Genomic DNA, 12,064 nt, shown 5'->3' with positions numbered 1-12,064 from the left:
GGCTTGCCGCTGTTGCGTGAGATGCTTATGACCTGGATGCGCCCTAGTTTGTTGCGCTCGGATACCCAGCTCAACACCGATAGCTACTACGAAGCCAGCGTGCGCCGCCCGCCCCCGCAACCTGCCCTGCGCGGCAGCGTGCACGCCGATGTGGTGGTGGTGGGCGCCGGGTTGGCAGGGCTGAGCGCGGCGCTGGAGCTGGCCGAACGCGGCCGCCGCGTGATCGTGCTGGAAGCCGGTCGCGTCGGCGGCGGCGCCAGCGGCCGCAACGGCGGGCAGGCCCTCGTCGGCTACGCCAGCGGCATGGCGCCGTTTGAGCGCCAGCTTGGCCGGGATCTCGCGCGTCAGGCATGGCAATGGTCGCTGGAGGCGGTGGAGCTCATCGAGCAGCGTGTGCAGCGCCATCGCATCGACTGCGAATGGCGCCGCGGCTATGTCTATGTGGCCGATCGCCCGCGCAAGGCGCGCCAGCTGCGCGCCGAAATGGAGGCGCTGGCGCGCGACTACGACTTCGCCACTGAGTGGGCCGAGGGAGCGGCGCTGCGCGCCTGGGTGGACAGCCCGCGCTACGTCGCCGCCGCGCTGGAGCGCGTCTCCGGGCATCTGCATCCGCTGAAATACACCTTGGGCTTGGCCCAGGCGGCGCTGCAAGCTGGCGCCGTGCTGCACGAAGGCAGCGCCGTGCGGCGGCTGGAGCGCACCGCCACGGGCGTGCGCGCGGTGACCGATGCCGGCGAGGTGCAGGCCGAGCTGGCGGTGGTGGCGGGCAATTGCTTGCTGCCGGAGCATGGGCCTGGCGTGCTGCCCTCGATCCACGCCCGCGTGATGCCGGTGGGCACCTACATCGTGGCCACCGAGCCGCTGGAGCCGACGCGGGCGGCGGCGTTGATTCCGAGCCGCGCGGCGGTGTGCGACAACAATGTCGTGCTGGATTATTTTCGCGTCAGCGCCGACCACCGGCTGCTGTTTGGCGGACGGGTCAGCTACACGACGATGACGCCGCCACGGCTGCGCCAGACCCTGCAGCGGCGCATGGAGGCGGTGTTTCCGCCATTGCGCGGCGTGCGCCTGACGCACTTGTGGGGCGGCTTTGTGGACATCACGATGGATCGCGCGCCCGATTTTGGGCGGATCAGCGATCGCATCTATTACTTGCAGGGCTTTAGCGGTCACGGCGTGGCGCTGACCGGGTTGGCTGGCCGCTTGGTGGCCGAAGCAGTATGCGCGCAGACTGAGCGCTTCGATGTGCTGGCGCGTCTGCGCCACCTGCCCTTTCCCGGCGGGCCATGGCTGCGCACGCCGCTGCTGGCGCTGGGCATGGCTTGGCATCGCTTGCGCGACGCCTTGGGTTGAACCTGACCGGATTGCAAGGCGGTGCTCGGATGACCTTGTCGCTTTCCCCCAACCCTGATGCCTGGGCGCTGGTGCAAGCTTACGAGGCGCAGCGTCATCTCTGGCCCGAGGCGCCAAAGGCCAGCCACGCGCCGCAGCTGCTGCACAGCCTGGATGAGCTGCTGCCCCTGGCCGATGCTTTGCTGCTGGATGCGTTTGGCGTGCTCAACCTCGGCGCGCAAGCGATCCCAGGCGCGGCCGCGGCGCTGGCGCGCGCCCGGGCCGCCGGGGTGGCGGTGCGGGTGGTGAGCAACGCGGCCAGCGTGCCCAAAGCCGCGCTGCTGGAACGCTACCGCGCCATGGGCTTTGATGGGGCTGCCGAGGAGTGGATCACCAGCCGCGACGTCACCGTGGCCGCGCTGCAGGCGGCCCCGCCAACTTGGCGCTGGGCGGTGGTGACCCCGCCGCAAGCGCCGCTGGACGATTTGCCGCTGCGCCAGGTGCGCCGCTGCGGTGACGGGCAGCTCTTCGACGGCGACGACGCGGTGCTGTTTTTGGCCTCGCAAGGTTGGGATGAGGCGGCGCAAGCGCGGCTGGAGGCTGGCTTGCGCCAGCAGCCGCGTCCGGTCTGGGTGGCCAACCCGGATTTGATCTCCCCGTGGGAGCGCGGCTGGGTGCGCGAGCCCGGCGGCTGGTGCGCCGGGTTGGAAGCCCGCACCGGCGCGCCGGTGCAGCGTCTGGGCAAGCCCTACCCAGCCATCTTTGAACGCGCGTTGGCGACGTTGCCGCAGCCGGTGCGCCGCGATCGCGTCTGGATGCTGGGCGACACCCTGCACACCGATGTCCTGGGCGCGCTGGCCAGCGGGCTGCGCGCGGCTTGGGTGACCGGCGCCGGCGCCAGCGCGGGCTTGGACTGGGCGCGCGCCAGCGCCCTGACCGGCATTGTGCCGCATGCGGTGCTGCCGTTCTTGGGGCCGGCTTAGCGCCCTGAGGGCAGCGCCTGCTGCACCACTTCGGCCAAGCGCCGCGCGCAGGGCTCAATCAAGGCCGGCTGCGCGTAGCCGTAACCGATCAGCAGCCCGCGCAGGTCGCCCCGCGTCAAACAATACGCCGACAAAGGCCGCACCGTGATGCCCTCGGTCGCCAGACGCTCGGCGATGGCGGCATCATCGACGCAGCTTGGCAGCTGCAAGCACAGATGCAACCCTTGGGCGGCCCCGTTCAACGCCACGCCGGGCTGCGCCAACAAGGGCTGCAGCGCCTGCAGCAGCTGGGCCCGTCGTGCGGCATACACCTGGCGGGCTCGGCGCAGCGCGCTGGCCAGATGGCCTAGTTCAATGAATTCCGCTAGCGCCGCTTGCAGCGGCAGCTGGCCCGGGCGGTTGAGGTCGTAGTGCGCCTGGCGAAAGTCGTCCACCAGCGCGCGCGGCGCCACCAGGTAGCCCAGCTTCAAGCCCGGATAGAGCAGTTTGGAGAAGGTGCCCAGGTAGCAGACCCGTCCGTCCAGATCCAAGCCGGCCAGCGCCGCGATGGGCGGCGCGTCAAAGCGAAATTCACTGTCGTAATCATCCTCCAGCACCCACGCCCGGTGACGGGCCGCCTCGGCCAGCAGCGCGCGGCGGCGCGCCAGCGGCATGACCGCGCCGGTGGGGTATTGATGCGACGGCGTGACATAGATCAGCCGGGGCGCCGGGGCTGGCTGTGCGGGAGGAGCCCAGCCGTGCGCGTCCACCGGCAGCGGGTGCAGCCGCAGCCCGCAGGCGTCCAGCGCCTTGACCGCGCCCCAGTAGGCCGGATCTTCGATCCAGACGGTGTCGCCCTCGTCGGCCAACAGGCGCGCGCACAGCTCCAGCGACTGCTGGGTGCCGCTGGTGATGATGACCTGCTCAGGTTCCAGCCGCACGCCGCGCGCGATGCGCAGGTGATCCGCGACGGCGCGGCGCAGCGGCCCGTAGCCGCCAGAGGTGGTGTAGTCCAGCATCTCCGGGCGCGCGCCGCGCCAGTGCTTGTTTTGCAGCCGCTGCCACAGCGCCAGCGGGAAGGCGCTGAAGTCCGCGGGCCCTGGCGTGAACGGTTGCAGCTCCAGGTGCTGCGCGTTGCGCGTGCGCGCCAGCCGTTGCCCGCGCTGCGACAGCCCAGCCCAGCGGATCGCGGGGGCGCGCGGCTTGGCCGCGCTCAAGCCCGCGGGGGGCTCGGCCACGAACGTGCCACTGCCGACGCGCCCGCGCACATAGCCTTCGGCGGCCAGCTGCTCCAGCGCCGCCACCACCGTGTTGCGTGACACACCTAAGTCCTGCGCCAGTTCGCGGCTGGAGGGCAAGCGCGCGCCGGCCGCCAAACGCCCATCGGCGATGGCGCGGCGCAGGGTCTCGGCCAGTCGGCGGTGCAGGGGCAAGCCGCTCTTGCGGCCCGCAGGCCCGTCATCGCGAGCAAGTTCCGCCGCCAGGTGATCGGCCAGCAAAGTGGTGGACTGCGTCATGGTGGCAAAAGGGTGAAAGCCCTCAAGTGGCTCCTTGGGGTCGGCGCAAATGGCACCTGTGGTGCCCGCCTTGGGCGCTCAGAATGGCTCCATCATGCACGAAGACGCTGGGTTGCCTTGGGTTTGGATGCCGGCTGACCACCGTCTGTTGGGCGAGACGGCGCACGCGCAGCCTTACCTGGTGCTGGGCGACAAGTATGCGCGCGCGGTCAAGATCAGCGCGCAAGCGCAGCCGGTGATGTTTCCGCTCGCGGACGCCGCGCAGGTGCCGCAGCTGCTGGCGCAGGTGGACGGCGTGGTGCTGACCGGCTCGCCATCCAACGTGCATCCGCGCCACTTCGGCGAAGCGGTGGCCGACCCGCGCCTGCCGCTGGACGAGCAGCGCGACGAGGTGACGCTGGCGGTGGTGCGCGAGGCGCTGGCGCGGGACGTGCCGCTGCTGGGCATCTGCCGCGGCTTTCAGGAGATCAACGTCGCACTCGGCGGCAGCCTGCACCAGGCGGTGCACGCGCTGCCCGGGCATTTGGATCACCGCGAGCCGAAGGAGGCGCCGCTGGAGCAGCAATATGCGCCGCGCCACGAGGTGACGCTGCAGCCCGGCAGCCTCCTGCACCGGCTGGCTGGCGGCGCGCCGGTGGTGCGCGTCAACTCGCTGCACGGCCAGGGCATCAAGCGGCTCGGCCGCGGCCTGCGCGCGGTGGCGCACGCGCCGGACGGGCTGATCGAGGCGGTCGAGTTCGAGGCCGCGCACGCGTTCGCGCTGGCGGTGCAGTGGCACCCGGAGTGGCGCTGCTGGGAGGATGCGCTCTCCAGCGCGATCTTCCGCGCCTTCGGCGAGGCGGTGCGCCAGCGCCGCGCGCGCCGGCTGCGCGAGGCGCGCACCTTTGCCGCCGCGCCCGAAACCCCTGCCTGAGGGTCGGTCGTGCGCGGGCTGGACGCCGCGCGTCGCTCGCGCCGACAATGTTTCCGCACCCGGCGGCAGCGCGCCGCCGCCCCCGCGGGGGCTACGGAGAAGACCATCATGAGCAGTGCCAAGCAACTCAAGTCCTTCAATGATCTGGAGCAGTGGCTCAACGAGCGCCGCGTCACCGAGGTCGAGTGCCTGGTGCCCGACCTCACTGGCGTGGCGCGCGGCAAGATCCTGCCGCGCGAAAAGTTCACCGAGGACCGCGGCATGCGCCTGCCGGCCTCGGTGGTGGCGATGAGCGTCACCGGCGAGCAGCCCTCCAGCGGGCCCTATTACGACGTCATCGACCCGACCGAGCGCGACATGCAGCTGCGCCCCGACCCGTCCACCGCGCGCATCGTGCCGTGGGTGGCCGACCCGACTGCGCAGGTCATTCACGACTGCTTTGACCACAGCGGCAAGCTGATCCCGTATGCGCCGCGCAGCGTGCTGCGCCACGTCTGCGGGCTGTTCGACGCGCTGGGGCTGCAGCCGGTGGTGGCGCCGGAGCTGGAGTTCTACCTCACGGCGCGCAACACCGACCCCAACACGCTGCTGCACCCGCCCATTGGCCGCAGCGGTCGCGCCGAGACCTCGCGCCAGGCGTACTCGATCGATGCGGTCAACGAATTTGACCCGCTGTTTGAAGAGCTCTACGACTGTTGCGAAAAGATGGAGCTCAACGTCGACACCCTGATCCACGAGGTCGGCGCCGGGCAGATGGAGATCAACTTCTTCCACGCTCACCCGCTGGAGCTGGCGGACGAAGTCTTCCTGTTCAAGCGCACGGTGCGCGAGGTGGCGCTGCGCCACGACATGTACGCCACCTTCATGGCCAAGCCGATCGCCGGCGAGCCCGGCAGCGCGATGCACATTCACCAGAGCCTGGTGGACAAGGCAAGCGGCCGCAACGTCTTCAGCAACGAGGACGGCAGCCCTTCCGAGGTGTTCTACCACTACATCGGCGGGCTGCAGCGCTACATCCCGGCGGCGATGGCGCTGGTGGCGCCCTACGTCAACAGCTACCGCCGGCTGGCGCGCCACACCGCCGCGCCGATCAACATCGAGTGGGGGCACGACAACCGCACGGTCGGCATCCGCTCGCCGATCGCGCCGCCGCAGGCGCGCCGGCTGGAAAACCGCGTCATCGGGGCGGATGCCAACCCCTACATCGCGATGGCGATGACGCTGGCCTGCGGCTACCTCGGCATCGTGCACAAGATCAAGCCCAAGCCGGAGATGCGCGGCGACGCGTACCTGTCGCCGTATGCGCTGCCGCGCAGCCTGGGCGAGGCGCTGGACTGGCTGCGCCGCGAGCCGGACCTGCACCATGTGCTGGGCGAGGAGTTCATCACGATCTACACCGAGATCAAGGAACTGGAGTTCGAGGAGTTCATGAAGGTGATCTCGCCGTGGGAGCGCGAGCACCTGCTGCTGCACGTCTGACCCCGCGCGCGGCCGCCGCAGTCGGCGACCGCCCCGCCCAAAGGAGACCCGCGATGACCGCCGTGGCCGAACCCGACCTCAAGCACGAGCTGCGCGCGCTGGATGCGGCGCACTTCTTGCACCCATTCACCGACCACGCGGCGCTGGCCGCCAAGGGGGTGCGCGTCATCACCCGCGCCGAGGGCATCTGGATCTGGGACGCCGACGGCCACCGCATTCTGGACGGCATGAGCGGGCTGTGGTGCGTCAATGCCGGCTACGGCCGCCGCGAACTGGCCGAGGCCGCCTACCACCAGATGCGGACGCTGCCGTTCTACAACACGTTTTTCCAGACCACCACCGAGCCGCCGGTGCGGCTGGCGCGGCGCCTGACCGAGCTGGCCCCGCCGGTGGACGGGCGGCGCTTCACGCACGTGTTCTTCACCAGCAGCGGCTCGGAGGCCAACGACACCCACGTGCGGCTGGTGCGCCGCTACTGGGACCTGATGGGCCAGCCGCAGCGCAAGGTCATCATCAGCCGCTGGAACGCCTACCACGGCTCGACGGTGGCCGCCGCGTCGCTGGGCGGCATGCGCGCCATGCACGAGCAGGGCGACCTGCCGATCCCCGGCATCGTGCACATCGAGCAGCCCTACTACTGGCAGCACCGCCAGCCCGGCGAGACGCCCGAGGCGTTTGGCGTGCGCGCGGCGCGCTGGCTGGAGGAAAAAATCCTCGAGGTCGGCCCGGACAAGGTGGCGGCCTTCATCGCCGAGCCGGTGCAGGGCGCCGGCGGCGTCATCATCCCGCCTTCGACCTACTGGCCCGAGGTGCAGCGCATCGTCGAGCGCTACGGCATCCTGCTGATCAGCGACGAGGTGATCTGCGCCTTCGGACGGCTCGGCCACTGGTTCGCCTACGAGCGCTTCGGCATCAAGCCCGACCTGGTGACGTTTGCCAAGGCGGTCACCAGCGGCTACGTGCCGCTGGGCGGCGTGCTGGTGGGCGAGCGCGTCGCGCGCGTGCTGGTGGAAGGCGGCGAGTTCACACACGGCTACACCTACAGCGGCCACCCGGTGGCCTGCGCGGTGGCGCTGGCCAACCTCGACCTGATGCAGCGCGAGCGCCTGCCCGAGCGCGTGCGCGACGACACCGGGCCGTACCTGGCCGAGCGCTTCGCGACGCTGGCCGACCACCCGCTGGTGGGCGTGGCGGAAAGCTGCGGCATGGTGGCCGGGTTGATCCTGACGCGCGACAAGGCGACGCTGGAACCTTTCCCCGAGGACTGGGAAGTCGGCCTGTTGTGCCGGCAGCACTGCTTCGACACCGGCGTGGTGATGCGCGCGGTGGGCGCGCGCATGATCATTGCGCCGCCGCTGGTGATGACGCGCGCCGACATCGACGTCATGATCGACCTCATTCGCCGCGCGCTGGACGCCACGTGGGCGGATTTGCAACGCCAGGGCCGCGTCTAGGGCAAACCCTGTCCTACAATGCCTTGCGAGATCATGATCGGGCGTCGGGTGGGCATCGGTCCGCACCGGCCTGTTGGGCTGGGGCGCGCGCTCCGGCCTGTTGTGCGTTGCTTTTCGACAGGAGTGTGGACATGAAACAACGTCTGCTCGCGCTCGCCCTGGCCGCGGCGTTCGTCGCCGGCTGTGGCAAGAAGGAAGAACCGGTGGCCCAGCCCGCCCCGGCGCCGGCCCCCGCGGTCGCCCAGGCCCCGGCCGGCCCGGTGCTCGACGACGAGAAGGTGCTCAACATCTACAACTGGCCGGACTACATCCCGGACGGCATGCTGGAGGCGTTCGAGAAAGAAACTGGCATCAAGGTCAACTACGACACGTTTGAGACCAACGAGGCGCTGCACGCCAAGCTGGTGGCCGGCAACACCGGCTACGACATCGTCGTGCCGGGCAGCGTGTTCGCCAAGCCGCAGATCGAGGCGGGCCTGTTCCAGCCGCTGGACAAGAGCAAAATTCCCAACTACAGCAACCTCGATCCGGCGGTGATGAAGGTGCTGGAGCGCGTCGATCCGGGCAACCAATACCTGGTGCCGTGGGGCTGGAGCTTCACCACCGTTGGCATCAACAAGCAGAAGGTCGAGAAGGCCCTGGGTGGCATGCCGATGCCCGACAACGCCTGGGACCTGGTGTTCGACCCGAAGTACACCGCCAAGCTCAAGAGCTGCGGCATCGCCTACCTCGATTCGCCCACCGAGATCATCCCGGTGGCGCTGCACTACATCGGCAAGGACGCCTACTCCAACGATCCCGAGGACTACAAGGCCGCGGTGGAGATGCTGAAGAAGGTCCGCAAGGACATCCGCATCTTCAGCTCGACGATGATCGACGACATCGCCAGCGGCAAGGCCTGCGCCGTCATCGGCTGGGCGGGCGACATCAACATCGCCGCCAGCCGCGCCGCCGAGACCGGCTCCAAGGACGAGATCGTGGCGCTGCTGCCCTCCACCGGTGCGCTGGCGTTCTTCGACACGATGGCGATCCTGAAGGACGCCAAGCACCCGAACAACGCGCACGCGTTCATCAACTTCTTCCTCAAGCCCGAAAACGCCGCCGCGATGGCCAACGAGATGGGCTACAACACCGGCAACACCAAGGGCCGCGACCAGATGAAGCCGGAGGTGGTCAACAACCCGTCGATCTTCCCGCCGGCCGACTACATGCCCAAGCTGATCCAGCCCAGCAGCTACACCAACGAGGCGCGCGAGGCGATGGCCTCGGCCTACAACGCGTTCAAGCGCGGCAAGTAAGGCGGCTGACCGCGCCACGCTGCTGATCATGGCGCCACGGGCTGTTCTCCCTTTGTGGGCAGGCAGCCCGTTGTCGTTTGCGGCTCCATCGCTGAATCACCAGCCCCGCCCCAAGCCAGAGGCGCGCTTTCATGGGATTGAGAGACATCATGGCTGAAGCCCCGCGAGTTCCGGTCGATGCGGAGCACTACCTGGTCACCGAAAAGCTGGTCAAAAAATTTGGTCAGGTGGTGGCGGTCGATGAGGTGTCGCTGTCGGTGCGCAAAGGCGAGATCTTCGCGTTGCTCGGCAGCTCCGGTTGTGGCAAATCGACGCTGCTGCGCATGCTGGCGGGCTTTGAGACCCCGACCTCTGGTCGTATCCTCTTGGGCGGGCAGGACGTGGCGGGCCTGCCGCCTTATGAGCGACCGGTCAACATGATGTTTCAGAGCTACGCGCTGTTTCCGCACCTGGACGTGTGGGAAAACGTCGCCTTCGGCCTCAAGCGCGAGGGCCTGCCGAAGGCCGAGATCGCCAAGCGCGTGGACGACATGCTGGCGCTGGTGCAGCTGTCGGCCTACGCGCGGCGCAAGCCGCACCAGCTCTCTGGCGGCCAGCAGCAGCGCGTGGCGCTGGCGCGCAGCCTGGCCAAGCGGCCCAAGCTGCTGCTGCTGGATGAGCCGCTGGGCGCGCTGGACAAGAAGCTGCGCGAGCAGACGCAGTTCGAGCTGGTCAACATCATCGAGCAGGTCGGCGTGACCTGCGTGATGGTGACGCACGACCAGGAAGAGGCGATGACGATGGCCAGCCGCATCGCCGTCATGAGCAAGGGCCGCGTGCTGCAGGTCGGCACGCCGCAGGAAATGTATGAATTTCCGGCCAACCGGTTCGTGGCGGACTTCATCGGCAGCGTCAACCTGTTCGACGGCACGCTGGCGGTGGACGAACCGGACCACTGCGCGATCGACGCGCCGATCGGCCGCATCCACGTCGGCTACGCCACCACCGGCACGCTGGGCATGCCGATCAGCGTGGCCGTGCGGCCAGAAAAGATCGAGATCGCGAAGCACCGCCCCGACGGCGTGGCCTGCAACCTGTTCCAGGGCCGCGTCAAGGAAATCGCCTACTACGGTTCCTACAACGCCTACATCGTGGTGACGCCGCAGGGGCACAAGGTGCGCATCACCGAGGCCAACACCTCGCGCCACGACCTGTCGGACATCACTTGGGACGACGAGGTTTGGTTCTGGTGGCACGACACCGCCGGCGTCGTGCTGCGCGATTGAGCTGTGCAATCCAGGAGCGTGCCGCCATGGCCGAGTCGAATGCTTCCTCCGCCTTGACGCTGCCGATGCCAGGCCGGCGCTTTGTGATTGCCGTGCCGTTTGCGTGGCTTACGGTGTTTTTTCTGCTGCCGTTTTTGATTCTGCTCTACATCAGCTTCGTTGATATGGGCGACGGCATCGATCCGTTTCGCCCGCTGTGGGACGAAGCCGCCGGCGTGCTGCGCCTCAAATACGAAAACTACTGGACGATTTTCAAGGCCGAATGGGACGGCCCGCTGTTTCGCACGCTCTACGTCGAAGCCTACGTGCGCTCGGTGGTCTATGCCGGCATCACCGCCACGCTGTGCCTGCTGATCGGCTACCCGTTCGCCTACTTCATCGCGCGCAGCCCGGCCTCGGTGCGTCCGGCGCTGCTGCTGATGGTGATGTTGCCGTTTTGGACCTCGTTTTTGCTGCGCGTCTATGCATGGAAAGGTATTTTGGCCGATGCAGGCATTCTCAATCGGTTTTTGATGGCCATCGGCCTGATCGACGAGCCGCTGCACCTGCTCTACACCAACGTGTCGATGCTGGTGGGCATGACCTACGTCTATCTGCCGTTTATGGTGCTGCCGCTCTACGCCACCTTGGTCAAGCTCGACTGGCGGCTGCTGGAGGCCGCCTACGACCTCGGCGCCACGCCGTGGAAGGCGTTTTGGCTGGTGACGGTGCCGCTGTCCAAGGCCGGCATCATCGCCGGCTTCATGCTGGTGTTCATCCCGTCGGTGGGCGAGTTCGTCATCCCGTCGCTGCTGGGCGGCCCGGAAAACCTCATGATCGGCCGCGTCGTCTGGGACGAGATGTTCACCGCCAACAACTGGCCGCGCGCCGCGGCCTTGGCGGTGGTGATGATCGCGCTGATTGTGGTGCCGCTGGCGATCTACTACCGCTACAGCGGCGAGCGCGCCGCCGCCGCGCAGCACTGAACCGGGGGCTTGGGGCATGGGCAACCTCTTCGCGCGCCATTTCGGCAAGGGCTGGCTGCTGCTGGTGTTCGCGTTTTTGTATGCGCCGCTCGTGTTCATGATCGTGTTTTCGTTCAACAGCACGCGGCAGGACGCGGTGTTCACCGGCTTTTCGCTGCGCTGGTACGAGGCGCTGCTGGACGACAGCAAGATCGTCAACGGCTTCTTCGTCTCGCTGAAGGTGGCGCTGACCACCGGCGTGCTGTCGGCGGTGCTGGGCACGTTTGCGGCCTTTGTGCTGGTGCGCTACCAGCGCTTCTGGGGGCGCACGCTGTTTTCCGGCATGGTCAACGCGCCGCTGGTGATGCCGGAGGTCATCATTGGACTTTCGCTGCTGCTGCTGATGGTGGGGGCGCAGAACGTCTTCGGCTGGCCGCAACGCGGCATGCTGACCATCATCCTCGGCCACACGCTGATGGGCATGGCCTACGCGATGGTGGTGGTCCAGTCGCGTCTGCGCGAAATGGATCGCCGCATCGAGGAGGCGGCGATGGACCTGGGCGCGCGGCCGCACCAGGTGTTCTTTCTCGTCACGTTGCCGAATATCGCGCAGGCGGTGCTGGCGGCCTTCCTGCTGTCGTTCACGCTGTCGTTCGACGACGTGGTGATCTCCGAATTTCTTTCCGGCCCCGGCGTCAACACGCTGCCGCAGGTGATCTTCGGCTATGCGCGCCGCGGCATCAACCCCACCATCTACGCCGCCGCCACGATCCTGATCGTCGTCGTCACCACCGTCATCGTCAGCTACGCGGTGTGGGTGGCGCGCGCCACGCGCCGGCGCGAGCGCGAAATGGCCGCCGCGCTGCAGGGGTAAAGCCGCAACCGGCGTCACGGCGGCGC

At 68.4% G+C, this 12,064-nt stretch carries 10 protein-coding genes; 9 read left to right on the top strand and 1 reads right to left on the bottom strand.

Annotation, left to right across the window (positions count from 1 at the left end):
• Positions 1 to 27 precede the first annotated feature (27 nt).
• Positions 28 to 1,353, top strand: coding sequence for an NAD(P)/FAD-dependent oxidoreductase (locus tag Talka_RS06915; protein WP_246100611.1), 1,326 nt, complete (start codon positions 28 to 30; stop codon positions 1,351 to 1,353).
• 29 nt (positions 1,354 to 1,382) lie between these two features.
• Positions 1,383 to 2,315: an HAD hydrolase-like protein gene (locus Talka_RS06910; protein ID WP_185970091.1), complete on the top strand. Its 933-nt coding sequence runs from the start codon at positions 1,383 to 1,385 to the stop codon at positions 2,313 to 2,315.
• Here the strand turns inward: Talka_RS06910 and pdxR are convergent.
• The gene (gene pdxR, locus Talka_RS06905; protein ID WP_143890474.1) at positions 2,312 to 3,793 is read right to left on the bottom strand and encodes a MocR-like pyridoxine biosynthesis transcription factor PdxR; all 1,482 of its coding nucleotides are present in this window, start codon (positions 3,791 to 3,793) and stop codon (positions 2,312 to 2,314) included. The two genes, Talka_RS06910 and pdxR, sit on opposite strands and share 4 nt — an antisense overlap.
• Positions 3,794 to 3,905: 112 nt before the next feature.
• Here pdxR and Talka_RS06900 point away from each other — a divergent pair, with 112 nt between their 5' ends.
• The 7 genes from Talka_RS06900 (at position 3,906) to Talka_RS06870 (ending at position 12,038) form a co-directional block, all read left to right on the top strand.
• Entirely contained in the window at positions 3,906 to 4,724 is an 819-nt protein-coding gene (locus Talka_RS06900) for a gamma-glutamyl-gamma-aminobutyrate hydrolase family protein (RefSeq protein WP_143890387.1), read from the top strand.
• Positions 4,725 to 4,832: 108 nt separating this feature from the next.
• Positions 4,833 to 6,203 (top strand): glutamine synthetase family protein, encoded by a 1,371-nt coding sequence (locus Talka_RS06895; protein ID WP_143890386.1) that lies wholly within the window; start codon positions 4,833 to 4,835, stop codon positions 6,201 to 6,203.
• Between the two features lie 53 nt (positions 6,204 to 6,256).
• The gene (locus Talka_RS06890; RefSeq protein WP_143890385.1) at positions 6,257 to 7,657 is read left to right on the top strand and encodes an aspartate aminotransferase family protein; all 1,401 of its coding nucleotides are present in this window, start codon (positions 6,257 to 6,259) and stop codon (positions 7,655 to 7,657) included.
• 131 nt (positions 7,658 to 7,788) lie between these two features.
• Entirely contained in the window at positions 7,789 to 8,955 is a 1,167-nt protein-coding gene (locus Talka_RS06885; protein ID WP_143890384.1) for an extracellular solute-binding protein, read from the top strand.
• Between the two features lie 149 nt (positions 8,956 to 9,104).
• Positions 9,105 to 10,220 carry an ABC transporter ATP-binding protein gene (locus Talka_RS06880; protein WP_143890383.1) on the top strand — a complete coding sequence of 372 codons (1,116 nt, stop codon included), beginning with the start codon at positions 9,105 to 9,107 and terminating at the stop codon, positions 10,218 to 10,220.
• 26 nt (positions 10,221 to 10,246) lie between these two features.
• Positions 10,247 to 11,185 carry an ABC transporter permease gene (locus Talka_RS06875; protein ID WP_143890382.1) on the top strand — a complete coding sequence of 313 codons (939 nt, stop codon included), beginning with the start codon at positions 10,247 to 10,249 and terminating at the stop codon, positions 11,183 to 11,185.
• Positions 11,186 to 11,201: 16 nt separating this feature from the next.
• Positions 11,202 to 12,038, top strand: a complete 837-nt coding sequence (locus Talka_RS06870) for an ABC transporter permease (RefSeq protein WP_143890381.1) — start codon at positions 11,202 to 11,204, stop codon at positions 12,036 to 12,038.
• The last annotated feature ends 26 nt before the right edge of the window (positions 12,039 to 12,064 follow it).

Origin of the sequence: Tepidimonas alkaliphilus (genome assembly GCF_007556595.1) — a bacterium.
Lineage (GTDB): Bacteria > Pseudomonadota > Gammaproteobacteria > Burkholderiales > Burkholderiaceae_C > Tepidimonas > Tepidimonas alkaliphila.
Note: the sequence above shows the minus strand (reverse complement) of the source record. Positions and strands in the feature narration are given on the sequence as shown.

Excerpts from the sequence above, each read along its gene's own strand:
- Talka_RS06915 (WP_246100611.1), top strand. The coding sequence starts at position 28 with ATGACCTGGATGCGCCCTAGTTTGTTGCGCTCGGATACCCAGCTCAAC.
- Talka_RS06910 (WP_185970091.1), top strand. The coding sequence starts at position 1,383 with ATGACCTTGTCGCTTTCCCCCAACCCTGATGCCTGGGCGCTGGTGCAA.
- Talka_RS06900 (WP_143890387.1), top strand. The coding sequence starts at position 3,906 with ATGCACGAAGACGCTGGGTTGCCTTGGGTTTGGATGCCGGCTGACCAC.
- Talka_RS06895 (WP_143890386.1), top strand. The coding sequence starts at position 4,833 with ATGAGCAGTGCCAAGCAACTCAAGTCCTTCAATGATCTGGAGCAGTGG.
- Talka_RS06890 (WP_143890385.1), top strand. The coding sequence starts at position 6,257 with ATGACCGCCGTGGCCGAACCCGACCTCAAGCACGAGCTGCGCGCGCTG.
- Talka_RS06885 (WP_143890384.1), top strand. The coding sequence starts at position 7,789 with ATGAAACAACGTCTGCTCGCGCTCGCCCTGGCCGCGGCGTTCGTCGCC.
- Talka_RS06880 (WP_143890383.1), top strand. The coding sequence starts at position 9,105 with ATGGCTGAAGCCCCGCGAGTTCCGGTCGATGCGGAGCACTACCTGGTC.
- Talka_RS06875 (WP_143890382.1), top strand. The coding sequence starts at position 10,247 with ATGGCCGAGTCGAATGCTTCCTCCGCCTTGACGCTGCCGATGCCAGGC.
- Talka_RS06870 (WP_143890381.1), top strand. The coding sequence starts at position 11,202 with ATGGGCAACCTCTTCGCGCGCCATTTCGGCAAGGGCTGGCTGCTGCTG.